This is a genomic window from Pseudomonas sp. Pseusp10 (assembly GCF_059492225.1).
On sequence record NZ_CP168528.1, the window covers coordinates 1,105,758 to 1,130,170 of the forward strand.

Consider the following 24,413-nt stretch of genomic DNA (forward strand, 5'->3'; position numbering starts at 1 on the left):
CGTAGGCCTCCCCGGTTCGTTTATGGAAACCACATGAAAATTCTGATCGTTGGGCCCAGTTGGGTCGGTGACATGGTGATGGCGCAGACACTTTTCCAGTGTCTGAAGCAACGCCACCCGCAATGCGAAATCGACGTGCTGGCCCCCGAATGGAGTCGGCCGATTCTTGAGCGCATGCCCGAAGTTCGCCAGGCCTTGAGCTTTCCGCTCGGTCACGGTGTCCTGGAGCTGGCGACGCGTCGGCGCATCGGCAAATCCCTGGCCGGCCAGTACGACCAGGCGATCCTGCTGCCCAATTCCCTGAAATCGGCGCTGGTGCCGTTCTTTGCCGGCATACCGAAACGCACCGGCTGGCGTGGCGAGTTCCGCTATGGCCTGCTCAATGACGTGCGCACGCTGGATAAAGATCGTTACCCGCTGATGATCGAACGCTTCATGGCCCTGGCTTACGAGCCGGGCGTTGAATTGCCAAAACCCTATCCGCGTCCGACGCTGCAGATCGACCCGGTTACCCGCGAAGCTGCGTTGGCCAAATTCGGTCTGGTCCTCGACCGTCCGGTGTTGGCCCTGTGCCCCGGCGCCGAGTTCGGCGAGTCCAAGCGCTGGCCGTCCGAGCATTACGCCAAGGTTGCCGAAACGAAGATCCGCGAAGGCTGGCAAGTCTGGCTGTTCGGTTCGAAAAACGACCATGCCGTGGGCGAAGACATTCGCGCGCGGCTGATTCCCGGTCTGCGTGAAGAGTCAGTGAACCTCAGTGGCGGCACCTCGCTGGCCGAAGCCATCGACTTGATGTCCTGTGCAGATTCGGTGGTGTCCAACGACTCCGGCCTGATGCACGTCGCTGCCGCGCTGAACCGCCCGCTGGTCGCGGTCTACGGGTCGACGTCGCCGGGGTTCACGCCACCGTTGGCCGAGCATGTCGAAATCGTACGCCTGGGCATCGAATGCAGCCCATGCTTCGACCGCACCTGCCGTTTCGGCCATTACAACTGTTTGCGCCAGCTCATGCCGCAGGCCGTGAACGAAGCCTTGCAGCGGTTGCAAGGCACTGTGGTCGAGGTCAAATAGCTTGCGGGTTCTGTTGATCAAGACTTCTTCGCTGGGCGACGTCATTCACGCGTTGCCGGCGTTGACCGACGCAGCGCGGGCGATTCCCGGCATCAAATTCGACTGGGTGGTGGAAGAAGGCTTTGCCGAGATCCCGACCTGGCATCCGGCGGTGGGCAAAGTGATTCCAGTGGCGATCCGTCGCTGGCGCAAAAACATCTGGCAGACCATCAAGAGCGGTGAATGGAAGCGCTTCAAACAAAGCGTTCGCGCCACGAAATACGACTTGGTGATCGACGCCCAGGGCTTGCTGAAAAGCGCCTGGCTGACCCGTTACGTCAAGGCTCCGGTGGCCGGCCTCGATAAAAGCTCGGCGCGTGAGCCCATCGCGGCGCGCTTTTACAATCGACGTCTGGCTGTTGCCCGTGGGCAGCACGCGGTGGAGCGAGTGCGTCAGTTGTTCGCTATCGCTTTGGGCTATGACTTGCCCAATGGCCTGGGCGACTACGGTTTGAATGTCGAGCGCCTGGTGGAATTGCCGCGCAAGAATCCTTACGTGGTGTTTCTGCATGGCACCACCTGGGATACCAAGCACTGGCCTGAAGCCTATTGGCGCGAGCTGACCGAGCGGGTCGGTTACCTTGGCGTAGGGGTGAAGTTGCCTTGGGGCAATGCCCTGGAGAAAGCCCGCGCCGAGCGCATCGCCGCGGGTTTCAAGCACGCCGAAGTGTTGCCAAAATTGAACCTGGCGGGTGTCGGCAAGGTGCTGGCCGGCGCGCAAGCCTGCGTGGCCGTGGACACCGGTCTTGGTCATCTGGCCGCCGCGCTGGATGTGCCGACGCTGTCGCTGTTCGGCCCGACCAATCCGGGCCTGACCGGTGCCTATGGCAAATCGCAGATTCACCTGGCAAGCGACTTCCCCTGTGCGCCGTGCCTGCAAAAGAAATGCACTTACCAACCGACGGCCGAAGATGCCCGTCAGTTTGACCTGAAACGCGAGTGGCCATTGTGCTTCACGCGACTGAACCCCGAGCGTGTCGCCAGCCGACTGAGCACGTTGTTACTGGCTGAGGAGCTGCGCTGATGCAATTGGCATTTGTCCTGTACAAATATTTCCCGTTCGGCGGTCTGCAGCGCGATTTCATGCGCATCGCCCTCGAATGCCAGAAGCGCGGCCATCAGATTCGCGTCTACACGCTGATCTGGGAAGGCGACGTGCCGCCGGGCTTCGAAGTGCTGGTGGCGCCGGTCAAGGCGTTCTTCAATCATCGGCGCAACGAAAAGCTCAGCGAGTGGATGGAAGCGGACCTGGCCAAGCGCCCGGTCGATCGCCTGATCGGCTTCAACAAGATGCCGGGCCTGGACGTCTACTACGCCGCCGATGGCTGCTTCGAAGACAAGGCGCAGAACCTGCGCAATTCGCTGTATCGCCGCTGGGGCCGCTATCGCCACTTCGCCGAGTACGAGCGGGCGGTGTTCGCCAAGGACGCCAAGACCGAAGTGTTGATGATTTCCGAGGTCCAGCAGCCGTTGTTCATCAAACATTACGACACGCCGCTGGAGCGTTTCCACCTGCTGCCGCCGGGAATTGCCCAGGATCGTCGCCGGCCGGCCGATGCCGATGAAATTCGTGCAGGGTTCCGCGCGGAATTCGACCTCAAGGACGACGAACTGCTGCTGGTGCAGATCGGCTCCGGGTTCAAGACCAAGGGTGTCGATCGCAGCCTCAAGGCACTGGCGGCATTGCCTGCCGAGTTGAAGAAGCGCACCCGGTTGTTTGTAATTGGCCAGGATGACCCCAAGTTATTCCAGATGCAGAGTGCGACCTTGGGGCTGGGCGACAACGTTACGTTCCTCAAGGGACGCAGCGATATCCCGCGTTTCCTGTTGGGTGCCGATCTGTTGATCCACCCGGCGTACAACGAAAATACCGGCACCGTGCTGCTCGAAGCACTGGTGGCCGGCTTGCCGGTGCTGGTGAGCGCGGTGTGCGGTTACGCCCATTACATCGCCGAGGCCGATGCGGGCCTGGTGCTGGACGAACCGTTCGATCAGGCACAACTGACGCAGTACCTGACCGGCATGTTGAACGACGCTCTGGCAAGGGCGGCCTGGAGCCGCAATGGTCTGGCCTTCGCCGAAACGGCCGACCTCTACAGCATGCCGCAGCACGCGGCCGATGTGATTCTGGCGGAGCACGCTTAAATGAAGTTGATGCTGGCTGAACCGTTCAAAAGCCTCTGGGCCGGACGCGACCCGTTCGCTGAAGTCGAGGGGCTTGAGGGCGAGGTGTACCGCGAGCTGGAAGCACGCCGGACATTACGCACGGAAGTCGACGGCAACGGGTTTTTCGTGAAAATCCACCGTGGCATCGGCTGGGGCGAAATCTTCAAGAACCTGCTTACAGCCAAGCTTCCTGTACTGGGCGCGGGTCAAGAGTGGAGGGCCATCCAGCGCCTGCAGGAAGTCGGCGTGCCGACCATGACCGCTGTCGCGTACGGCGAGAGGGGCAGCAACCCGGCCGACCAGCACTCGTTCATCGTCACCGAAGAACTGGCGCCTACGGTCAGCCTCGAAGATTTCAGCATCAACTGGATCAAGCAGCCGCCCGAGCCAAAGCTCAAGCGTGCGCTGATCGCCGAAGTCGCACGCATGACCGGCATGATGCACCGCGCCGGGGTCAACCACCGCGACTGCTACATCTGCCATTTCCTGCTGCACACCGACAAGCCGGTGACCGCCGATGACTTCAAACTCTCGGTGATCGACCTGCACCGCGCCCAGACCCGCCCGGCGATCACCTCGCGCTGGCGCAACAAGGACCTGGCGGCCCTGTACTTTTCGGCCCTGAACATTGGCCTGACTCGCCGCGACAAGCTGCGTTTTCTCAAAGGTTATTTCCAGCAGCCGCTGCGTCAGATCCTGAGTGAAGAGGCGTCTTTGCTGGCGTGGCTCGACGGCAAGGCCAACAAGCTCTACGAGCGTAAACAGCGATACGGGGATGCGCTCTGATGTCGGGTTGGAAACTGGAACCGGCCTACAGCGATCTGGCCGATGACTTCGGCAGCCTCGAGGCTGTGTTTGCATTGCAGGGCGAGCAATTGACCAGCGATCTGCTTTCGGAAGTCATCCGTGTCGAGCGCAATGGCGTCAACTATTACGTCAAGCGCTACGTGGGCGCTGGCAAAGGCTTGCGGCGTTACCTCGGCAAGCCTCGGGTGAAGATGGAATGGCAGAACCTCAAGCGCTTTGCCAAGTGGGGCATCCCCACTGCCGAAGTGGTGGCCTGGGGGCTGGAGCGGCGCGGTGTGGCCTACGCTCGTGGTGCGATGATTACCCGGGAGCTGCCGCGTACTCAAGACTTGTCGGCGCTGGCCGAGCGACGCGACCCGAAACTTTCGGATCGCGCCTGGGTCGATACCATCAGTCGTCAGCTCGCCCAATACACCCGGACGATGCACGACCACCGCTTCACTCATAACGATTTGAAGTGGCGCAACTTGCTGATCGACGATGAGGCTCGAGTGTTTTTGATCGACTGCCCCAATGGCGATTTCTGGCGCGGCTTCTGGCTCAAGTACCGCATCACCAAGGATCTGGCGTGCCTGGACAAGGTCGCCAAGTATCAACTGTCGGCGACCCAGCGCCTGCGCTTTTACCTGCAATACCGCAACCGGACCCGGCTCAATGCTGCGGACAAAAAACGCATCCGGCACGTGGTGAGATTTTTCGAGGGGCGCGAATGACTGATTTTCTGGCGGCTGAGGACCGTGCGCTGCTTGAGCGCCATGGTCTCGGCACGTTCGAGGCACTCTGGGCCAGGCAGCTCGATGCGGTGGATGAACCCAACACCGGTCGCGGCGGCTGGAGCAGCGTGTTTCGGCTGGATCTGGAAGGTCATGGTTTCTACCTCAAACGCCAAAGCAATTACCTGACCCGCACCTTGCGCGCGCCGTTCGGCGAGCCAAGTTTTGCACGCGAGTTTCGCAACATCTCCCATTACCAGAAACTGGGGATTCCGGCGCTGGAAGCGGTTTTTTACGGTGAGCGCAAGGTCGATGGCGAAGTCCGGGCGATCCTGCTGACCCGTGCCCTGGATGGTTGGGACGACCTCGACTCGCTGTTGCAGCGTTGGGATGAATTGAGCCCCGAGCAGCACTCGGAAATCCTCAGGGCCAGTGGTGAGCTGGCCCGGCATCTGCACGCTGCACGACAGGTGCACGGTTGCTTCTATCCCAAGCACATTTTCATGCGCGCCACCGGCAATGGCTATCAGGCGCAATTGATCGACCTGGAAAAGACCCGGCCGCTGCTGTACGGGCAGCGTGACCGAATCAAGGACCTGGAACCGCTGACGCGCCGTGCGTCCGAGTGGGGCGAGTCGCAACTGCGGGAATTACTGGCCGCCTATCTGGATCAACCGCAGGAAAGCTCATTGATCGACAGCTGGCTGCAGCGCTTGACGGCGCGGCGCAGCCAGAAGAGGCCGCACTGATGCAATTGTCTGAATTGAAGTCCGCTGGCCGCAATCCGGTTTTGCCGCTGAGCATATCACTGGCCGATGCTGCCGGCCCCGCCGTTTTACAACTGCTGAGCCTGTTGCGGGTGTTGCCGGGGCAGCGTTATGTCGGTGCTGGTGTCTGGCGTGGTCGGCCGGTGTTGGCCAAGTTGCTGGTCGGCAGCAAGGCTGCGCGGCACTTCCAGCGTGAACTGGACGGCGTGCGCTTGCTTGCCGCTCAAGGGTTGACCACGCCGCAGCTGTTGGCCGATGGCCTGAAAGAAGGCGAGGGTGGCTGGCTGCTGTTCGAGTTTCTGGAGGGCGCCGAAAGCCTGGGTGATACCTGGAAGCAGGTTGAGCAGCAACCGGTACTATCCGATGGGCAAGGGGCAGTGCTGGCCGAGGCGTTGGGCGCAATCGGTCAAATGCACCGCAAAGGACTGTGGCAGGAAGACCTGCACCTGGACAACCTGCTGCGTCAGCGTGGTCGACTGTACTTGATCGACGGCGCCGGGATTTGCTCCGAAACGCCGGGGCAGCCGCTGTCGCGGCAGAAAGTCCTGGAAAACCTCGGGGTGTTCTTCGCCCAGTTGCCGAAGTCGCTGGAACCCTTCATTGAAGAGTTGCTGGTGTATTACCTGCTCAGCAACGGCGAACACGCGTTGCCCATGGAAGCGTTGCAGAAGCAGATCGAGAAGGTCCGCAGCTGGCGCCTCAAGGACTTCCTGATCAAGGTTGGCCGCGAGTGCACGCTGTTCAGCGTCCAGCGCGGGGCCTTCGGATTGCGGGCGATCCGCCGCGAGGAAGAGTCGTCGATGGTGCCGGTGCTGGAGCGGGCCGACGCCTTGCTCGATCAGGGGCATCTGTACAAGACCGGCGGTGCGGCGAGCGTTGGCAAGGTCGAGGTGGATGGCCGTACGCTGGTGATCAAGCGCTACAACATCAAGGGTTTTGCCCACTGGCTCAAGCGCTTCTGGCGCCCGAGCCGGGCCTGGCATTCATGGCGTGAAGGCAACCGCCTGGCGTTCCTCGGGATTGCCACACCCAAGCCGCTGGCGTTGCTGGAGAAGCGTTTTCTATGGCTGCGCAGCCGTGCCTACTTGATCACCGAGTATCTGCCGGGGCCGGACATCATCGAACGTTTTGCGCCCTATGTTGAGCGTGGCGATGCACCGGAAGCCGAGCTGGCGGCGCTGGATCATCTGTTTGCCGAGTTGATTCGCGAACGCATCAGCCATGGCGACTTCAAGGGGCATAACCTGTTCTGGCAGCAGGGTCGCTGGGCGTTGATCGACCTCGACGCGATGTGCCAGCACGGCTCCCTCGGCAGCTTCGCCCCGGCGTACGCAAGGGACCGCGCGCGGTTCATGCGCAATTGGCCTGAAAGCAGTGCGCTGTATCAGGTCATCGATCAGCGTCTTCCCAAGGACCTCTCCAGCGCGACCTGAATCGGACCTTTGGTCCTTTCGCGAGCAAGCTCGCTCCTACATTGGGTCTATGTCGCACATATTTTGTGTGCGGCCGAGAACCACTGTGGGAGCGAGCTTGCTCGCGATGGCGGACTACCCGTCAACCCATGATTGGCCAGTGTCCCGAATTTTATGGGCGCCCAAGAGCTTGCCGCTTCTTTTACGCTATAATCCCGCCCTTTAGCTGTCTCTCGCCCCTTGCGAGGGCACATTAATTTTTGAGGCGCTTGCGCCTGTATGCAGACTAAAGAGGCTAGACCCCTGTGGCATTGACGATTCTTGGCCTGTCCGGCGCCCTTAGCCATGATCCTTCCGCAGCCCTGTATATCGACGGCAAGCTGGTCGCGGCGGCTGAAGAGGAGCGCTTCGTACGCGATAAACATGCAAAGAACCGCATGCCCTACGAATCGGCGAAATTCTGCCTGGAACAGGCCGGTATCAAGCCGTCCGACGTTGACGTAGTAGCGATTCCATTCGCACCGATCAGCCTGTTCGGCAAGGCCCGCTGGCAGTACGCCAAGCGTTACTGGTACGCCCCGGACCGTGCACTCGACGCGATCCTGATGGGCAACCGTCGCTACAAACGCTATCGCAACAAGATCGTCTGGTGCCTGGAGCAACTGGGTTTTGATCCGAAGAAGATCAAGATCGAGCCGGTCGAACACCACCTGGCCCACGCCTCCAGCGCTTATCACTGCTCCGGTTTCAAAGAGAAAACCGCGATCCTGGGCATCGACGGAAAGGGCGAGTACGCCACGACCTTCTTCGGTTATGGCGAAAACGGCAAGATCCACAAGATCAAGGAATTCTTCGATCCGGACTCCCTCGGCGGCCTGTACGGCGCGATCACCGAGTTCCTCGGTTTCGATATGCTCGACGGTGAGTTCAAGGTCATGGGCATGGCGCCGTACGGCGACGCCAGCAAATACGATTTCTCGCGCCTGGCTTCGTTCGAAAACGGCGAGCTGGTGATCAACACCGACTACGCCAACGTCATCGGCCTGCGTCGCTACAAAGAAAAGGGCAAGGGTTATTACTTTTCGCCGAAGCTGATCGAGTGGCTGGGTCCCAAGCGCGAAGGCGACATCGCCGACGAACCTTACATCCATTACGCTGCGAGCATTCAAGCGCTGTTCGAAAAAATTGCGCTGCAGATGATCGACTACTACCTGGGCGACGTGCTCAAGGAAACCGGCAAACTGGCCTATGCCGGTGGCTGTGCGTTGAACGTCAAGCTGAACCAGAAAATCATCGCCCGCGACGACGTCAAAGAGCTGTTCGTACAGCCTGCATCCGGCGACGCCGGTACCGCGGTGGGCGCGGCAGCCTATGTGTCCCACGCCCGTGGCGTACCGGTCGAGAAGATGGAACACGTCTACCTCGGCCCGTCGTACAGCAACGAAGATGTTATCGCTGCGTGCGCCCGTCACGAGAATAAGCCAACCTGGCGCAAGCTCGACAACATGCCGGAGCAGATCGCCAAGATCATGGTCGACGGCAACCCGGTGGCCTGGTTCCAGGGCCGCATGGAGTTCGGTCCGCGTGCATTGGGCGGTCGCTCAATCATCGGCTGCCCGAGCGTGCCGGGCGTGGCGGATCGCATCAACCACCAGATCAAGTTCCGCGAGCGCTGGAGGCCTTTCTGCCCGTCGATGCTCGACACCGTGGCGCCGCAGATGATCAAGATCGATCACCCGGCTCCGTTCATGACCTTCACCTTCGAAGTGGCGGAAGAATGGAAAACCCGCGTGCCGGAAGTCGTCCACGAAGACGGCACCTCCCGTGCCCAAGTGCTCAAGCGCGAATACAACCCGCGCTACTACGACATGATGAAAGCGCTGGAAGTGCTCACCGGCAACGGCGTGTCGCTCAATACCTCGCTCAACCGTCGCGGCGAACCGATGATCTGCTCGCCGACCGATGCGCTGAACATGTTCTTCGGTTCGGATCTACAGTATCTGATCATGGAAGACATCCTGGTGGTCAAAGAGGGCGCGAACGCCTATGACACGTTCGGCTGAACGTCATGTGCTGCAGTTCTGCCACGGCTATGACGGGCCGTTCCTGGACTGCGCACGGCAGTACGCCAGCCTGTTCGCGGGGACCGGTTATCGAGTGACCACGGTGTTCCTCACCGGGGTCGCCGATGCCGAAGTCGCCGCGAGCTGTGCCTCCGATGAAGTGCTGTTCATGGAGTACAGCTCCAAGGCCATTCGTGGCCTGAAGCTGGGAGCCATCGGCGATCTGCGCAAGATCGCCGCGTCGCGCAACTTCAGTTTCTGCATCGCTCACCGCTTCAAACCGATCTATATCGCCTTGCTCGGTACGTCGTTGCCGGTCATTGGCGTGCATCACGGGTTTGAAGACTACAAGCGCGGCAGCCGCAAACTGTTCGCCCATATATTCCGCAAGCGTTTGAGCCTGCTCGGTGTGTCCGACGCGGTGCGCGATGACATGCGCAGTTGCCTGCCGAAGTGGCCGGCTTCGCGAATTCAGACGTTGTACAACCGCATCGACGTCGATGCCTTGCAAGCCACGCAGGTGTCGCCTCGCGAGGCCCGGGAAACCCTCGGTCTGGCGGCGGATGCCTGGATCGTCGGCAACGTCGGACGGCTGCATCCGGACAAGGACCAGGCCACGCTGCTGCACGGTTTCGCCGAAGCATTGCCGGGGTTGCCGGCCAACAGCCAGCTGGTCATTCTCGGTAAAGGGCGTCTGGAAGAAAACCTCAAGGCTTTGGCCCGGGAACTGGGCATCGGTGACCGGGTGCTGTTTCTTGGGCAGGTGCCGGATGCGCGCAACTACTTCCGCGCCTTCGATGTGTTCGCCTTGAGTTCCGATCACGAGCCGTTTGGCATGGTGCTGCTGGAGGCCATGGCCGCCGGTGTACCGTTGCTGGCCACCGCCTGCGGCGGAGCGAAGGAAGTGGTCGAAGGCGTGGGTATCCTGTTTCCGTTGGGCGATGCCGAACATCTGGCGAAGGGGCTGCAACATCTGGCCGCCATGGATGAGCAGCAACGCCGACAGTGTGCCGAGTTGATGCTCGAGCGCCTGCGCGAACGCTTTTCCGACCGCGCCGTGCGCGATGCTTTCTGGCACTTGCCGCACGTTACCGAACTGGCACAGAGGGGCTGATGCTCAACCGATTTCAAGGCTGGCGCGAGCGTGGCTGGGCGGTAGTCGACGCCTCGACTTACGCCGAAACCTGGCAGCGTTATGGCGGCAGCGTCGCGACTCATCCCATGGTGGTCGAGCGGCTGGCGAAACTGGCCGACATTCCTGTGCGTTATCTGGCCTGGGTGCAGGCTGGCGAGATCAAGGCGGCGATCCCGACTTGGGGCCGCGACCTTGCCTTGTCCAAGGACGTACTCAAGCGTCGCGGCAAGAAAGGGCTGTTCGATCTGGGTAACGCCGAGATCATCCTGCCGGCCGCTGCCGATGCCCAGGCGCCTTTGCGCCATCGTGCACGGTATCTGTCGGCGCTGAACGAGGGGCGGTTCACCGGCATCCGGTTGCAAACTGAACAATTGGCCATGGCCCGCACACCCGAAGAACTGTCGAAAAAATTTCGCTATAACCAGCGTCGTGAATTGCGCCTGCTTGAAGAGGCCGGTGGCGTGGTGCGGCCGGTGTCCGAGTTTTCCAGCTTCGATCTGGCGGCGATTTACTGCGACCTGTTCCAGCGCCGCTGGGGCTTCCCGGCGACGGGCGCCGAACGCATGGCCGAGGTCATCGAGCTGCTGCGCGAGTGGCTGATCGGTTCGGTGATTTTCCTCAACGATGCACCGATTGCGATTCAACTGGTGTACCGCGTCGAAACACCGCACTGGATCAGCGTCGAGTACATCAACGGTGGGGTCGATCCCGAAACCCGTGAGTTCAGCCCCGGCAGCGTGCTGAGTTTTCTCAATACGCAAAGCGCCTGGGAACATGCCCGGGCACAGGACAAACCGTTGCGCTTTTCCTTCGGGCGCGCCGACCGTGAATACAAGGATCGCTGGTGCAACCCTGTGCCGGTCTTCACCGTATGAGCCAAGCCATGAGCCGCAAACAGCAACTGCTCAAGCGCCATCGGCGCAATAAACGTATCGGCCTGTTGATTGCGCTGGTGCTGTTGATTGTCATCGGTGTGCTGGTGGCCTGGTGGTTGCCGCTGGTGCTGGCCGTTCTCGGCTGGATTGCCCACGAAGCCTGGTTTGCAGATCATCTGTTCTACTCACCGAAAGACGATTACCAATACAACTTTCCCCCCTACACGCCACAGCCCAAGGTGCACCTGAGCGGTGAACATTTGCGGCTGGACGAGGGCGTGATGCTGGTCGATGACGCGACGCTGGTGTTGGCCCTGCGGGTAAAAAGCACCTGGCTGGGGCGGTTTATCGATCCGGTGGTCGAGTTGGCGGGGGGCGAAAATCCTGACCGGCAAACCTTCGAGCGGGGCGTGAACGGCCTGCGTTACCTCAATCTCAGTGGTCAGGCCCAGGCGCTGTCCCGTGGTGACCTGCGCTTGCGAGGGCGTTTCTGTCGAGTGTTCGGTGAGCCTGTGCTGTGGGCGTTCGAGCATCCGGATTACCGGCGTCAGCGGGTGATGGTCATCGCGCCCCACGCCGATGACGCCGAGTTGGCGGCTTACGGTTTGTACAGCCAGGCCGACGAAACCTGGATCGTCACGCTGACCGCCGGTGAAATCGAAGCCGAACACTATCGGCAGATGGGTCTGAACAAGGTCGATGCGGCCCGCTTGAAAGGCCGCCTGCGTACCTGGGACAGCATTGCCGTGCCGCGTTGGGCCGGTGTGCCCGAGGCTCACTGCGTACAGCTGGGTTATTTCTGTCTGCAACTGGCGAGTATGCAGGCCGCGCCAGCCGTGGCGGCGGGATCGCGGGAAGCTGACCTGAGCGACACCCGGCTGTTCCGCCAGTTGAACCCTTTCGCGCTACCGGGCGATGCCGATGGCGCGCCGACCTGGAACAATCTGCTGGCGGATCTGCGCGAGTTGCTGCTGCGGGCCCGGCCGGAGGTCATCGTCCTGCCGCACCCGACCCTGGATCCGCATCCCGATCATATCTGCGCCCAGGCAGCGGTCCTCGAAGCCTTGCAAGGCCTGGACTGGCAACCGACCACGCTGCTGGGCTATGCCAACCACTTGCACGACAACGACCGCTGGCCGATGGGCGATACCGGCGATGGCATTGCCTTGCCGCCGGCTTTCGATTCGACCCAGCCGATGCAGCCTTATTGCCTGCCGATACCGCTGGAACAACAGCGAGACAAAGCCATGGCGCTGGGCATGATGCACGACCTGCAACCGCAGATGCCGTTCAAGCGTCGCTTGCGTCGGTTGATACAACGGTTGTTGGCCGGCCGGTTGCCGCCCACCTATGGCGAGAACGAATTCTTTCGCAAGGCAGTCCGGCGCCACGAGCTTTTGTGGTCCCTCAAGCACACACCAGGCAATGTTTCTCAGCGGGGAGAGTTATGAGTCAGCGGTTAAAGGTCCTGCAGCTGCAGCCTGACTACAATGTCAAAGCCCATGATTTCGCCGACCTCGCGGAGCAAATCGTCAAGGCCCTGCCCAGTGACCGCTATGAAGTGACTGCCGCGTTTTTGCGTGGCAAACCCGGGCCGGGCGAAGCGGTGAGCCGAGCCGACCGTTCGGTGTACTTCGAGTTTTCCGACAAGTCCCTCAAGGGCATGCGCCTGCGGGCCATGTGGCGGCTGTATCAGTTCTGCCGTCGGGAAAAATTCGATGTGGTGATCTGCAACCGCTTCAAACCGGTCAACATGATGCTGGCACTCAACCGCTGGTTGAAAGTGCCGCTGTGCATCGGCATTTCCCACGGCTTTGGCGAGTACGACCGGTTTTACCGGCGCCGCCAGACCCAGCGCCTGATCGATCGTCACTGGCGCTTCGTTGGTGTGTCGCCTGCGGTAAAACAGTATCTGCTGGACTGCGACTGCGGCTTCACTGACCAGAATACCTACGCCATCACCAATGCCATCGACATCGAGCAAGCCGAAGGCCTGCAACACAGTCGTGAAAAGGCCCGTGAAATGCTGGGCATCGATCCATCGGTGCGGTTGATCGGTGCGTTGGGGCGACTGGTGCCGGTCAAGGGCCATATCTATTTGCTGCAGGCCTTTGCCGCACTCAAGGACAAATACCCGAACACCCAGCTGGCGATCATCGGTGCCGGTCGCGAAGAGTCGCGCCTGGCTGCGGAAATCGACCGCCTCGGCCTCAGCGGTCGTGCCCATTTGCTGGGGTTCAAGGAAATCGCCCTGCAGTACATTCGCGCTTTCGACATCTGGACCATGCCATCCCTGGCCGAAGGCCTCGGGCTGGCGCTGCTAGAAGGCATGAGCGGGCATTTGCCAGTGATTGCCTCGAACGTGCCGGCCATGTTGCCGCTGATCGAGGGGGCCGGTGGCCTGGCGATTACGCCGAAAGATGTGCCGACGCTGCAGGCTGCGCTGGACACCTACCTCGGGCTGTCGGATGACGAGCTCAAGGCCAAGGGCGAGCAGGCCTTCCGTTATCTGCAACAACACCATGACATCGAGGTCTTCCGCCAGGAATACCTGAACCTGATCGACTCCGGCCTGGAACAGGCCCGCAAGGAACAGCCATGAACGACGCGCAACCCATCGTCACGGTCATCATCGCGTCGTATAACCACGCCCCTTACATCGAGGAAAGCATTCTCAGCGTCCTCAACCAGACCTATCAGAACATTGAGTTGCTGGTGGTCGACGATGGCTCGAAAGACGACAGCGTCGAGCGGATCAAAGCGTTGCAGGCCATCCATGGTTTCGACTTCCGGGTTCAGGAGAACCAGGGGCTGACCAATACTCTCAATGGTGCGATTGCCCGGGCAAGGGGCAGTCTGATCGTGCCGTTCGGTTCGGATGACATCATGTTGCCGGAGCGTATCGCTACGCAGGTCGCTCATATGGACGGCAAGCCCGAGGTCGGCATTTGCGCCGGCAATATCGAGCTGATCGATGCCGATGGCAATCTCTACCCCGAGAAGCGCCAGCGCCGGGATGTCCCGTTCCGTCGCCTGGACTTCGACGACATGTTCCTGGAGCGCAAGCCCTATCCTCCGGCACCCACCCTGATGATCCGTCGCGAAGCGCTGGACAAGGTGGGCGGTTTCGACCCGACCATTCGCCTGGAAGATTTGCTGATCGAGTTGAAGGTGACCCATGCCGGTTACTTCATCGATGGTCTGAACGTGTTGATGGCGCGCTATCGCAAGCACGCCACCAACTCTTACAAGAACCACCGCTTCATGATCGACAGCATCCTGCGTACCTACGCGCTATTTAACGATCACCCGCTGTATGACGAGGTGCGCTACAAGTTTCTCAATTCCATGTTCCTCAAGACCGCCAACCGTGACCGCAAGCTGGCGCGGGAGTTGCTGGCGCAGATTCCGTTCAAGGCCTGGAACAAGAAGACCTGGCGTGGGCTGGGCCGGATGTATTTCTCACGGTTGGAGAAAGACTGAGCCGCAGGCGGGACTCAAAAGGATATCGGGACGGCATGACAGATCCGCGGGACCTGCCCCGGCGATTGCTCAGGGTTGTTGAACCATATTCTCCGAGAGCTCTTTGCGGGCATTCCTGTTTTGGCGTAGCCAGTGCAGGGTTTTCTTGCCGGCGTCGATCCCGGGTTTTTCGATATACAGGTAAGTCAGGCTGCTGATGATGATCAGCAGGCAGCTGCACACTGCCAGCAACGGCAGGAAGACCCAGGCTTCCCGACTGTCGAGATGCAACAGCAGTGGCAGTCGCTGTACCAGTACCCAAAGCACGAAACCGTGCAGCAAATACGTGCTGTAGCTGATTTCCCCCAACCAGCGGATGCTGTGTGGCTTCAGGGCGCCGAACAAGGTATTGCCAGACGCCACGATCACAAAAAACAGTGAAAGCAGCAGCAGTGCTCCCAGGTTGAATGCGCGGTTGAATGCCGTGAAGGCGATCGCCAATGCGAGCAGGGCGATGATGCCCGCCAGCGGAGACAGGCTCCAGGCGACCCATTGTGGCCGGCGAATCCAGTACGCCGCAGCGATGCCGCCGAGGAAACTGGCCATGTAGTGCTTTTTCAGCGAGTGTTCCCAGCCGACCACCTCGTAAAGGGCATAGATGCCCACCAGGCACAGCACCGTCGACATCCAGCCGCCGCGATAAATGAACACGATGGCGACCAGTGGCAGGGCCAGGTAGAAAAACACCTCGTAACTCAGCGTCCAGGTAACGTTGGAGATCAACATGCCGGTCTGATGGTACTGGTTGACGTCCGGCCGGTCGAAGGTCAGCCAGGCCAGGGTCTGGCCAATGAGCTGGGTCGCGGGATCCTTGAGTTCCCAGTCTTGCAGATGAAACACGGTGACAAACACGGCCAACATCAGCGGCAGATAGAGTGGGTAGAGGCGAAACAGCCGCGATACCGCAAACGCCAGCCAGTCGTGTTTCCGTCCGTGGGTGAGCAAGCGGTCCCAGAATAGAAAGCCGGTGATCATGAAAAACAGGGCAACGCTGCCTTGGCCGAGCTGCGAATAGAAATTGCTCGGCGGAAAATCGACCACGCCGGTTTGCAGGAAGATCCAGGTAATGATTGCGTGGTGCACAAACACGCCGAAGGCCAGGTACCCGCGCAAGCCGTCGATGCCGGCATAGCGGCTTTCACCAGAGTGTTTCAGCTGTCGGCTGATGCTCGGTACGGTGCGCAACAGCAGCGCAGCGGTCGCGATGGCGAGCAGGTAGGCCGTCATCGCGATAAGCGGGTTGGTTTCTTTCATCGGTGAGCCTGGGCCGGAGGGCTCCCGGCCAGCACTTGCCTGTGCAAATTATCCACGTCGGCTTTCGAAGCCGTCGCGGCGTATCCCTGCAGCAGCGCTTCGAAGTGATCCTCGAATAGCCAGTGCCGATCTTCTGCGTAGCGCTGCATATGGCGCAGATTCCGCCGACGCAGGGAAGGGCTCAATGATGAAGGGTAAATTCGCAGGTCGGCCAGGTCGATCAGGCCAAACTCGCCGTCCTCCAGCACCAGCACATTGCCCAGGTGCAGGGAGCGGAAGTAAACCCCTTGCTGATGCAGTTGAGCCATGAATTTACCGAAGCGCTCCACCAGTGCCTGGCGCACCGCTGGGGCGGTGATGCCTTGCAGGATCTGGCGCAGCGTGTTGCCCGGCAACGGAGAGTAGTGCACAGCGGTGCTGCCGTCTTCGAACCGGTAAAGGTCGAGGATGTGCGGTGTGGGGATGCCCATGTTGCGCAACTGAACACTGTTGGCGGCAAAGCGCTCGGAATAAGGGGTGAAGCTGCCCGAGGTGTACCAGCGGCGGCGGCGGAACAGCTTGAGGAAGCTGCCATCGCTCAGGCGCAGGACTTTAGGGCCCAAACCGTCTTCTTCGATGATCCGAGCCTCGGCAATCAGTAGTTGCAGGGCGCTTGGTGTCATGGTCTTGATCGGCATGTCCAGCAGGCGTCTGGCCCGCTGATTGATGCTCAGTGCGGCAATCAGTGCCAAGGGGATCCACAGCAGGAACCAGTGCTCCTTGGGGCGAGAGATAATCCCGCCACCTTCAGTCAGGCTCGCGCCGATACCGAAGGCCAGCCAGGCTGAGGCAATGATAAACAGCGGTTGCACGCGATGGCGCCGGCTGCTGATGAAGCCCCTCGCGAGGAAGAACAGCCATGGCAGCAGACCGATAATGCCGACGTAGTAGAGCACGCCCAGGACAAAGCTATGGGGTTCCTCAAAGGGGTAGCCGACACCTGGGTCCAGGGTCAGCTCGGCGTTGTAGCCGTGTCCGATCCATGGATGCTCAGCAATCTTGTCCAGGGTCAACTGCCAGAGCTCGATACGGAAGGAGCTGCCTCTTTCGAAGATTTTGTGTGCAAACAGCACGAACGTCGCCGTTCCCGCGATGAACATGGAGCCAAGCATGAAGACCGAGCGTCGGTTCCAGCAGATGAAGCACAGCCACAGTGCAGCCAGTGTCAACGCAACCAGTGGGGTCCTGGAACCGGTGGCCAGCACTGTGGCGAACATGATTGCCATCGCCGGTATGCTCAACCAAAGTACCTGGCGTCGCTTGCAGGTCATGCTCAGGCTCAGCCAGTAGGTACAGAAAAAGCCGAAAACGTGGGAGCTGAGCAGTGGATTGTCGAACGCGCCTGCTCCGATCAGGCGCATTTCCGGTTGGTAGATCTGGCCGAACCTGTACAGGTTGTAGACGGAAGCGATCAGCGCGACCGTTGCGGCACAGAACAGCAGGGGCTGAATGAATTCGCTGCGATAGCGCACCAGCAGGTAGCAGCCGACAAACAGAAACAGGGTATGCAATGAGGGTTTGAACTGACCAAACTCGATGTCGTCGCCTGGCCCCCAGAACAGGCTGAGCAGTGCCCAGGCCAAAAACAGCAGGACTGCAATGACGACCGGTTCGTGCAGCAACTCTTTGCTGAGCCGTGGACGCAGGCACAGAGCAATCAGTGCCGGAATGCTGAACAGGCCATAGTAAAGCTTGTGAAGGACACTGCGCCCTGGCAGGAAAAACAGCGCACAAAGCAGCAATAGATAACCGAGCGGAAGGATCCACAGACAAATGAAATCGAAGATTCTATTGGACGTGCTGTTCAAAGCGTTTAATTGCATGCTGAGTAACTTATTCCTGAATTGAGCGACCGTACCAAGGCAGGGACAGCAGGTGGCTATTTGACGCGCCACAATACACAGACTGTATGCGATTGCCAGAACCCTGAGGAAGCTGTGCTAAAGTCAGCGTCCTTTTCATCGACATTCGCGTGATATGACCGACTCCAGTCTCTCCGCAAGCCCATCAAGCTTGAAAATCTACTTCCGCCTGCTCGGCTATGTCCGGCCGTACATCAGCCTGTTTCTGATCAGCATCGTCGGTTTTCTGATTTTCGCTTCGACGCAGCCAATGCTGGGCTACATCCTCAAGTACTTCGTCGACGGTCTGTCCAACCCTGAAGCGGCACTGTTTCCAACCGTGCCCTACCTGCGCGACCTGCAACTGCTGCAGGCGGTGCCGTTGTTGATCATCCTGATCGCCGCGTGGCAGGGATTGGGGTCGTACCTGGGCAACTATTTCCTGGCCAAGGTTTCCCTGGGCCTGGTCCATGACTTGCGGGTCCAGTTGTTCAACAACCTGCTGGTATTGCCAAACCGGTATTTCGACAAGCATAACTCGGGGCATCTGATTTCACGTATCACCTTCAACGTGACCATGGTCACGGGGGCGGCAACAGATGCGATCAAGGTCGTTATTCGTGAAGGCATGACGGTGATCTTCCTGTTCGCCTCGCTGCTGTTCATGAACTGGCGCCTGACGCTGGTCATGGTCGCCATCCTGCCGCTGATTGCCATCATGGTGCGCACGGCCAGCAAGAAATTCCGCAAACAGAGCAAGAAAATCCAGCTGGCCATGGGGGACGTGACACACGTGGCCTCGGAGACCATCCAGGGTTATCGCGTAGTGCGCAGCTTCGGCGGTGAAGCCTATGAAGAAAAACGCTTCTTCGACGCCAGCCAGGGCAATACCGACAAGCAACTGCGCATGACCCGCACCGGTGCCATCTACACGCCGCTGCTGCAATTGGTGATCTACACCGCCATGGCCGTGCTGATGTTCCTGGTGCTGTTCCTGCGCGGCGATGCGTCCGCCGGTGACATGGTGGCCTATATCACCCTGGCCGGCCTGCTGCCCAAGCCGATTCGCCAGTTGTCCGAAGTCAGCTCGACCATCCAGAAGGGTGTGGCCGGTGCCGAAAGTATCTTCGAGCAACTGGACGTCGAGCCTGAAGTCGATACCGGCACCGTCGAACGTGATGTGGTCAGCGGTCGCCTGGACGTGCGCAACCTCAGCTTCACCTACCCTGACACCGAGCGTCAGGTGCTCAATGACATCAGTTTCTCGGTCGAGCCCGGGCAAATGGTGGCGCTGGTGGGGCGTTCGGGTAGCGGCAAGTCGACCCTGGCCAACCTGATTCCGCGTTTCTATCACCACGACAAGGGCGAAATCCTCATCGATGGCGTTGAAGTGGAACAGTACAAGCTGTTGAACCTGCGTCGGCATATCGCCCAGGTGACCCAGCATGTGACCCTGTTCAGCGACACCGTGGCCAACAACATCGCTTATGGCGATCTGGCCGGTGCCCCCCGTGAAGACATTGAAAAAGCGGCCAAAGATGCCTACGCGATGGACTTCATTGCGCAATTGCCTGAAGGCCTGGACACCCAGGTCGGGGAGAACGGCGTGCTGTTGTCCGGTGGCCAGCGCCAGCGCCTGGCGATTGCCCGGGCACTGTTGAAGAATGCTCCGCTGCTGATTCTCGATGAGGCGACATCGGCACTCGATACCGAGTCCGAGCGGCATATTCAGGCAGCGCTGGATCAGGTCATGAAAGGTCGCACCACGCTGGTGATCGCTCACCGCTTGTCGACCATCGAGAAGGCCGACCTGATCCTGGTCATGGATCAGGGGAAAATCGTCGAGCGCGGCACCCATGATCAACTGCTGGCGCAAAACGGCTACTACTCGCGCCTCAACGCGATGGGCCTCGACGCCCCGGCCGAAGACATCGCCTGACCCCGAAGGGGCGAGCCTGGCTCGCCCCTTCGCACGGGTGTCGTCTGGCGGACCTTTTGTTCAAAAAATGAGCAATAAAACCCGGCGAATCATCCGGTTGCAGCCACCGCACAAGCCGACACCAACCCTGTGTTAATATCGCGCCCCTGTTCATTCTGTATGTGGGTTGCACCATGAAGTTGTCCATGCCGCGATTCGATCAAGCCCCTGTCTTGGTGGTCGGCGATGTCATGCTCGACCGTTACTGGCATGGTGGTACCTCACGGATTTCTCCTGAGGCGCCGGTGCCGGTGGTCAAGGTCGATCACATCGAGGACCGCCCGGGCGGTGCTGCCAACGTTGCCTTGAACATTGCCGCCCTGGGGGCTCCGGCCTCGCTGGTCGGTGTAACCGGCGACGATGAAGCCGCCAACAGCCTGGTCAACAGCCTCAAGGGCGCTGGCGTGCGGGCCATCTTCCAGCGCATTGCGCACCAGCCGACCATCGTCAAGCTGCGGGTCATGAGCCGTCACCAGCAACTGCTGCGTATCGACTTCGAAGAGCCCTTCGCTACCGACGCGCTGGCGTTGGCGGCGCAAGTCGACGAGTTGCTTGAAGGCATCAAGGTGCTGGTGCTGTCCGACTACGGCAAAGGCGCGCTGAAAAACCATCAGGCGCTGATCCAGGCCGCCCGTGCCCGTGGCATTCCGGTGCTGGCCGATCCCAAGGGCAAGGATTTCTCGATCTACCGTGGTGCGAGCCTGATCACGCCAAACCTCAACGAATTCGAAACCATCGTCGGTGGTTGCGCCGATGAGCACGAACTGGTGAGCAAGGGCGCGCAGTTGATGCACGACCTGGACCTCGGTGCCTTGCTGGTGACCCGTGGCGAGCATGGCATGACCCTGCTGCGTCCGGATCACCCGGCGCTGCACTTGCCGGCTCGTGCCCGAGAAGTGTTTGACGTGACCGGCGCCGGCGACACGGTGATTTCCACCCTGGCGGCCGCGATTGCCGCTGGCGAAGAACTGCCCCACGCGGTGGCCCTGGCCAACCTGGCGGCCGGTATCGTGGTCGGCAAGCTCGGTACGGCGGCCATCAGTGCGCCGGAGCTGCGTCGTGCGATTCAACGCGCGGAGGGTTCCGAGCGCGGTGTGCTGGGGCTTGAGCAGCTGTTGCTGGCGGTCGATGATGCGCGCGCGCATAACGAACGGATTGTCTTCACCAACGGTTGCTTCGACATCCTGCATGCAGGCCACGTGACCTATCTGGAACAGGCACGGGCCCAGGGCGATCGCCTGATCGTGGCGATCAACGACGATGCATCGGTCAGCCGCCTGAAAGGGCCGGGCCGTCCGATCAACAGCGTCGACCGGCGCATGGCGGTGCTGGCCGGTCTGGGAGCGGTGGACTGGGTCATCAGTTTCCCGGAGGGTACCCCGGAAAACCTGCTGAGCGCGATCAAGCCGGACGTGCTGGTCAAGGGCGGCGACTACGGGATCGACCAGGTCGTCGGCGCGGACATCGTGACAGCCTACGGCGGTACCGTGAAAGTGTTGGGGCTGGTGGAAAACAGCTCGACCACCGCGATTGTCGAGAAGATCCGCAAGTCCGAGTAACGCAGCGTTTGTGGGAGCGAGCTTGCTCGCGATGAACTCAGCGGCACCGCATTCAATCAGTCAATACGCGGTATCGTTCACGTCCATCGCGAGCAAGCTCGCTCCTACAGAGGCTGCGATCTTTTGCTTTTAAGAGCTGACCTTCTTGCGCGGCACGATCTTCTTCAGCAGCAATTTGGCCTTCCCGCGCAACCGCGCCAGCCCCGAATCCTTCCCGGGCGGCGTCAAACCCTGCTGCCTCACCCAGTCTTTCCAGCGAATTCGCTCGTCCCTCACCAGCCAGCCTTCCTGCCGGGCAAAGCTCTCGGCCAGGTACAGCCCACGCGTGCTGGCCGGGTGCAGCTGATCCTTTTTCAAGGTGTAAAGCTCAGCCATCGGGTGGCCGTCCTGCAAGGGCATCAAGTACAGATCGGGGCGCTTGCGGTCGAGGCGGGCGACTAGTTGATCGCCTTCCAGTCTTTCATCGACATGGAACAGGCTCAGGGATTTGGCGTCCTTGGGAACGTCCAGGCGCAAGTCATAGATCAGTTGCAGCGACGCCGTCGGCAAATGCACGTAAGCCCGCGGACGCTCAATCAGCATCAGGTTGGCGCAACGTACCGGCCGCGCCGAGCCGGACAGTGGTGACAAACGAAACGGCAGCGCTTCACGGTAATGCAGGGCGGCCGAGTAGGGCGTCGGCAGCCAGGTGTCATTGAACCGCCCGCCGAGCCAGCCTTCCGGGGTTTCCAGCAGGCATTCTTCGGCAATCTCCTGGATCGCCGTGTGCAGTGGCAGGTTCAGCTCATGGGCCGGCACGTACCCGGAAATCAGCTTGAGCACCACATCGCCGCGGTCTTGCCGGCGTTGGCGCACCAGCACCCAATAGTCGCGATTTTGCCAATGCAGGGTCAGGCGCACCGAAACCCCGAGATTGGCCAGCTCCAGGGCAAACCGTTCGCTGTCGCCGACCGTCACCGGGCGACGACGTTGCAGGGTCTGGGAGAAATTCAGCGGCCTGCCGACGCTCTGATAAGCCAGGCCTTCGGGAGTCGCTTCGACGAATAACGGCAGGGTCTTGAAGTTGCTCGGGTTCTTTCTGATGAGCGTACGCGACATGTCGGCTCCTGCTTAAGGCCGCGTGGGCGGCATCAGTGGCTACGTAGGACCTGGGCAACGGTCGCGACATTGTGGGCGAGGTGCAGCGGGTTGATGGTCCCGACAATAGCACTGGCAACACCCGGATGTTCAAACAAAAGCTCGAAGCTGGCGCGCACCGGATCGATGCCCGGACTCAGGCATGCATGACCACTGGCGAGGGCTTTTTTGACCAGAATGGCTTTGCCGTGTGCAGCAGCATAGTCAATGACGGCCTTCTCGTTTTGTTCGTTCAGATTGTAGGTGACCATCGCGCAGTCGCCTTGCTCCAGCGCCTTCAGGCCGCCGTCGACGGTTTTGCCGGAAAAGCCGAAACCGCGAATCTTGCCTTCGGCCTTGAGCTCGGCGAGGGTGGCGTAGACTTCGCAGTCATTGAGGATCGCCAGGTCGTTACCATCGGAGTGCACCAGCACCAGGTCGATGAAGTCCGTTTCCAGGCGTTGCAGGCTGCGTTCCACTGACATTCGCGTGTGTGCAGCGCTGAAATCGTGACGGGACTGGCCGTCGACAAACTCTTCGCCCACCTTGCTGACAATCACCCACTCCTGACGCTGACGACGCAGCAATGGGCCGAGGCGTTCTTCGCTGCGACCATAGGCCGGGGCGGTGTCGATCAGGTTGATGCCCAGGTCGCGGGCGAGTTTGAGCAGCATGCGGGCTTCATCGTCATCGGGAATCCGGAAGCCGTTGGGGTACTTCACCCCTTGGTCGCGGCCCAGTTTCACCGTGCCCAGGCCCAGGGGCGAAACCAGCAGGCCGGTGCTGCCCAGCGGGCGATGCAAGTCGTGCAGGGTCGGTTGGCTCATGGCAGCAGTTGCTCCCAGGCAGGTACGCCCATCGGCGGCTTCGGCAGATCAGGCAGCGCTGCCGGGTGACTTGGCTGGATGCCGTCGCGGGCCAGGCTGGCGATGACCCGGTCGGCGAAGTCTGGCGCCAGGGCGAGTTTGGTTGGCCAGCCCACCAGCAGGCGGCCTTCTTCGGCAACAAAGGCGTTGTCGGGACGCGTCAGCCCCGATTGCAGCGGTTCGGCGCGATCCACGCGCAAGGTCGCCCATTGCACCGTGCTCAGGTCGATCCATGGCAGCAATTGACCGAGTTCTTTCTGTGCGGTGGCGATTTGCTCGTGGGGCTCACGGGCCACGCCTTCGGATTCCGCGATATCGCCGCCCAGGTACCAGACCCATTGGCCATCCGCCGCCGGGTGCGTGGTCACGGTGATACGCGGCTTGGTACCGCCACCCAGACAGTGGGCGTATAGCGGTTTGAGGCTCGGCCCCTTGGCGATGATCATGTGCAACGGGCGGCGCTGCATGGCGGGCTGGCTCAGGCCCAGTGCTTCAAGCAATGCTGCGGTCCCGGCGCCGGCGCTCAGGACGATGCGTTGGGCGCGGATTTCGCGCTCATCCACCTTCAGGCCGACCAGCACGCCACCTTCAAGCAACGGTTCGATTTTCTGCCCGGCAAGCAAACCGTCTCCCGCCAGATCGGCCAGGCGCTGGATCAGGCTCGGCACATCGACTACCAGTTCCGCCAGGCGATAGACCTTGCCCTTGAAGCGCTTGTCCTGCAGGGCTGGTGGCAATTGCTCGCCCTTGACCTGATCGACGCGGCCGCGCACGGCTTTGCTGGCAAAGAAACTGGTGAGGTTGCCGGCGAGGGTGCCGGGGGACCACAGGTAATGGGCTTCGGACAGCAGGCGAACGCCGGACAGATCCAGCTCGCCGTCACCGGCCAGGGCTTCACGCCAGCGGCGCGGCATGTCGGCGATGGCTTCCGAGGCGCCGGTCAGGGCGCCATGCAGCGCGTATTTGGCGCCGCCGTGGATGATGCCCTGGGACTTCACGCTCTGCCCGCCGCCGAGGCTGGCGCTTTCCACCAGCACGGTCGAAAAACCCTGGCGGCGCAGGCGCGCATTCAGCCAGAGGCCGGCGACACCAGCGCCGACAATCAGAACGTCGGTGGAAATAACGGATGGCATGCAGCGACCTCTGTGTTCAAGACGAGGGCGCAGTATACAGACTCGAAGATTGGAGGGGCT

The 24,413-nt window shown here is 60.8% G+C and carries 20 protein-coding genes; 15 read left to right on the top strand and 5 right to left on the bottom strand.

Features of this window, described 5'->3' with window-relative positions:
- Positions 1-33 precede the first annotated feature (33 nt).
- The 13 genes from waaF (at position 34) to ACEN8Z_RS05005 (ending at position 14,528) form a co-directional block, all read left to right on the top strand.
- Positions 34-1,068 carry a lipopolysaccharide heptosyltransferase II gene (gene waaF / locus ACEN8Z_RS04945; protein WP_495596942.1) on the top strand — a complete coding sequence of 345 codons (1,035 nt, stop codon included), beginning with the start codon at positions 34-36 and terminating at the stop codon, positions 1,066-1,068.
- Position 1,069: 1 nt separating this feature from the next.
- Positions 1,070-2,131, top strand: a complete 1,062-nt coding sequence (gene waaC, locus ACEN8Z_RS04950) for a lipopolysaccharide heptosyltransferase I (protein ID WP_116262949.1) — start codon at positions 1,070-1,072, stop codon at positions 2,129-2,131.
- A complete protein-coding gene (locus ACEN8Z_RS04955) occupies positions 2,131-3,252 on the top strand; it encodes a glycosyltransferase family 4 protein (RefSeq protein WP_007996588.1) in 1,122 nt (373 codons plus the stop codon). Before waaC ends, ACEN8Z_RS04955 begins: the two co-directional genes overlap by 1 nt.
- Positions 3,253-4,059 carry a lipopolysaccharide core heptose(I) kinase RfaP gene (rfaP, locus tag ACEN8Z_RS04960; RefSeq protein WP_495596943.1) on the top strand — a complete coding sequence of 269 codons (807 nt, stop codon included), beginning with the start codon at positions 3,253-3,255 and terminating at the stop codon, positions 4,057-4,059. It begins immediately after the preceding gene.
- The gene (locus ACEN8Z_RS04965) at positions 4,059-4,793 is read left to right on the top strand and encodes a lipopolysaccharide kinase InaA family protein (RefSeq protein WP_495596944.1); all 735 of its coding nucleotides are present in this window, start codon (positions 4,059-4,061) and stop codon (positions 4,791-4,793) included. The genes rfaP and ACEN8Z_RS04965 overlap by 1 nt, the downstream gene beginning before the upstream one ends.
- Positions 4,790-5,542, top strand: a complete 753-nt coding sequence (locus ACEN8Z_RS04970; RefSeq protein ID WP_495596945.1) for a lipopolysaccharide kinase InaA family protein — start codon at positions 4,790-4,792, stop codon at positions 5,540-5,542. Before ACEN8Z_RS04965 ends, ACEN8Z_RS04970 begins: the two co-directional genes overlap by 4 nt.
- Positions 5,542-6,993, top strand: coding sequence for a lipopolysaccharide kinase InaA family protein (locus ACEN8Z_RS04975; protein WP_495596946.1), 1,452 nt, complete (start codon positions 5,542-5,544; stop codon positions 6,991-6,993). Before ACEN8Z_RS04970 ends, ACEN8Z_RS04975 begins: the two co-directional genes overlap by 1 nt.
- 284 nt (positions 6,994-7,277) lie before the next feature.
- Positions 7,278-9,035, top strand: coding sequence for a carbamoyltransferase family protein (locus ACEN8Z_RS04980; RefSeq protein WP_007996581.1), 1,758 nt, complete (start codon positions 7,278-7,280; stop codon positions 9,033-9,035).
- Positions 9,019-10,149 carry a glycosyltransferase gene (locus tag ACEN8Z_RS04985; RefSeq protein WP_495596947.1) on the top strand — a complete coding sequence of 377 codons (1,131 nt, stop codon included), beginning with the start codon at positions 9,019-9,021 and terminating at the stop codon, positions 10,147-10,149. Before ACEN8Z_RS04980 ends, ACEN8Z_RS04985 begins: the two co-directional genes overlap by 17 nt.
- A complete protein-coding gene (locus tag ACEN8Z_RS04990; protein ID WP_007996577.1) occupies positions 10,149-11,045 on the top strand; it encodes an antimicrobial resistance protein Mig-14 in 897 nt (298 codons plus the stop codon). Before ACEN8Z_RS04985 ends, ACEN8Z_RS04990 begins: the two co-directional genes overlap by 1 nt.
- Before the next feature lie 8 nt (positions 11,046-11,053).
- Positions 11,054-12,496, top strand: coding sequence for a PIG-L deacetylase family protein (locus tag ACEN8Z_RS04995; RefSeq protein ID WP_495596948.1), 1,443 nt, complete (start codon positions 11,054-11,056; stop codon positions 12,494-12,496).
- Positions 12,493-13,647: a glycosyltransferase family 4 protein gene (locus tag ACEN8Z_RS05000; protein ID WP_007996574.1), complete on the top strand. Its 1,155-nt coding sequence runs from the start codon at positions 12,493-12,495 to the stop codon at positions 13,645-13,647. Before ACEN8Z_RS04995 ends, ACEN8Z_RS05000 begins: the two co-directional genes overlap by 4 nt.
- On the top strand, positions 13,644-14,528 hold the full coding sequence (locus ACEN8Z_RS05005) for a glycosyltransferase (RefSeq protein WP_495596949.1): 885 nt from the start codon (positions 13,644-13,646) through the stop codon (positions 14,526-14,528). The genes ACEN8Z_RS05000 and ACEN8Z_RS05005 overlap by 4 nt, the downstream gene beginning before the upstream one ends.
- 69 nt (positions 14,529-14,597) lie before the next feature.
- On the opposite strand, the gene ACEN8Z_RS05010 is transcribed toward ACEN8Z_RS05005, so the two are convergent.
- Both ACEN8Z_RS05010 and ACEN8Z_RS05015 read right to left on the bottom strand, forming a co-directional pair.
- Positions 14,598-15,821 (bottom strand): acyltransferase family protein, encoded by a 1,224-nt coding sequence (locus ACEN8Z_RS05010; protein ID WP_495596950.1) that lies wholly within the window; start codon positions 15,819-15,821, stop codon positions 14,598-14,600.
- Complete coding sequence (locus ACEN8Z_RS05015; RefSeq protein WP_495596951.1) at positions 15,818-17,683, bottom strand: O-antigen ligase family protein; 1,866 nt, start codon at positions 17,681-17,683, stop codon at positions 15,818-15,820. The genes ACEN8Z_RS05010 and ACEN8Z_RS05015 overlap by 4 nt, the downstream gene beginning before the upstream one ends.
- Positions 17,684-17,837: 154 nt before the next feature.
- Between ACEN8Z_RS05015 and msbA the strand changes: the two genes are divergently transcribed.
- Together msbA and hldE are read left to right on the top strand one after the other, a co-directional pair.
- On the top strand, positions 17,838-19,640 hold the full coding sequence (gene msbA / locus ACEN8Z_RS05020; RefSeq protein ID WP_007996569.1) for a lipid A export permease/ATP-binding protein MsbA: 1,803 nt from the start codon (positions 17,838-17,840) through the stop codon (positions 19,638-19,640).
- Between the two features lie 173 nt (positions 19,641-19,813).
- Positions 19,814-21,238 carry a bifunctional D-glycero-beta-D-manno-heptose-7-phosphate kinase/D-glycero-beta-D-manno-heptose 1-phosphate adenylyltransferase HldE gene (gene hldE / locus ACEN8Z_RS05025; RefSeq protein ID WP_007991528.1) on the top strand — a complete coding sequence of 475 codons (1,425 nt, stop codon included), beginning with the start codon at positions 19,814-19,816 and terminating at the stop codon, positions 21,236-21,238.
- Positions 21,239-21,367: 129 nt separating this feature from the next.
- Here the strand turns inward: hldE and ACEN8Z_RS05030 are convergent, their stop codons facing one another.
- The 3 genes from ACEN8Z_RS05030 to ACEN8Z_RS05040 are packed head-to-tail and all read right to left on the bottom strand — an operon-like array spanning position 21,368 to position 24,353.
- Positions 21,368-22,336, bottom strand: coding sequence for a metal ABC transporter ATPase (locus ACEN8Z_RS05030; protein ID WP_495596952.1), 969 nt, complete (start codon positions 22,334-22,336; stop codon positions 21,368-21,370).
- A 32-nt stretch (positions 22,337-22,368) separates the two neighbouring features.
- A complete protein-coding gene (locus ACEN8Z_RS05035; RefSeq protein ID WP_116262964.1) occupies positions 22,369-23,181 on the bottom strand; it encodes an aldo/keto reductase in 813 nt (270 codons plus the stop codon).
- Positions 23,178-24,353, bottom strand: a complete 1,176-nt coding sequence (locus tag ACEN8Z_RS05040; RefSeq protein WP_495596953.1) for an NAD(P)/FAD-dependent oxidoreductase — start codon at positions 24,351-24,353, stop codon at positions 23,178-23,180. The genes ACEN8Z_RS05035 and ACEN8Z_RS05040 overlap by 4 nt, the downstream gene beginning before the upstream one ends.
- Positions 24,354-24,413 lie beyond the last annotated feature (60 nt).

Coding starts and splice junctions, on each gene's coding strand:
- waaF (WP_495596942.1), top strand. CDS start 34: ATGAAAATTCTGATCGTTGGGCCCAGTTGGGTCGGTGACATGGTGATG.
- ACEN8Z_RS04955 (WP_007996588.1), top strand. CDS start 2,131: ATGCAATTGGCATTTGTCCTGTACAAATATTTCCCGTTCGGCGGTCTG.
- rfaP (WP_495596943.1), top strand. CDS start 3,253: ATGAAGTTGATGCTGGCTGAACCGTTCAAAAGCCTCTGGGCCGGACGC.
- ACEN8Z_RS04965 (WP_495596944.1), top strand. CDS start 4,059: ATGTCGGGTTGGAAACTGGAACCGGCCTACAGCGATCTGGCCGATGAC.
- ACEN8Z_RS04970 (WP_495596945.1), top strand. CDS start 4,790: ATGACTGATTTTCTGGCGGCTGAGGACCGTGCGCTGCTTGAGCGCCAT.
- ACEN8Z_RS04975 (WP_495596946.1), top strand. CDS start 5,542: ATGCAATTGTCTGAATTGAAGTCCGCTGGCCGCAATCCGGTTTTGCCG.
- ACEN8Z_RS04985 (WP_495596947.1), top strand. CDS start 9,019: ATGACACGTTCGGCTGAACGTCATGTGCTGCAGTTCTGCCACGGCTAT.
- ACEN8Z_RS04990 (WP_007996577.1), top strand. CDS start 10,149: ATGCTCAACCGATTTCAAGGCTGGCGCGAGCGTGGCTGGGCGGTAGTC.
- ACEN8Z_RS04995 (WP_495596948.1), top strand. CDS start 11,054: ATGAGCCGCAAACAGCAACTGCTCAAGCGCCATCGGCGCAATAAACGT.
- ACEN8Z_RS05000 (WP_007996574.1), top strand. CDS start 12,493: ATGAGTCAGCGGTTAAAGGTCCTGCAGCTGCAGCCTGACTACAATGTC.
- ACEN8Z_RS05005 (WP_495596949.1), top strand. CDS start 13,644: ATGAACGACGCGCAACCCATCGTCACGGTCATCATCGCGTCGTATAAC.
- ACEN8Z_RS05010 (WP_495596950.1), bottom strand. CDS start 15,821: ATGAAAGAAACCAACCCGCTTATCGCGATGACGGCCTACCTGCTCGCC.
- ACEN8Z_RS05015 (WP_495596951.1), bottom strand. CDS start 17,683: ATGCAATTAAACGCTTTGAACAGCACGTCCAATAGAATCTTCGATTTC.
- msbA (WP_007996569.1), top strand. CDS start 17,838: ATGACCGACTCCAGTCTCTCCGCAAGCCCATCAAGCTTGAAAATCTAC.
- hldE (WP_007991528.1), top strand. CDS start 19,814: ATGAAGTTGTCCATGCCGCGATTCGATCAAGCCCCTGTCTTGGTGGTC.
- ACEN8Z_RS05030 (WP_495596952.1), bottom strand. CDS start 22,336: ATGTCGCGTACGCTCATCAGAAAGAACCCGAGCAACTTCAAGACCCTG.
- ACEN8Z_RS05035 (WP_116262964.1), bottom strand. CDS start 23,181: ATGAGCCAACCGACCCTGCACGACTTGCATCGCCCGCTGGGCAGCACC.
- ACEN8Z_RS05040 (WP_495596953.1), bottom strand. CDS start 24,353: ATGCCATCCGTTATTTCCACCGACGTTCTGATTGTCGGCGCTGGTGTC.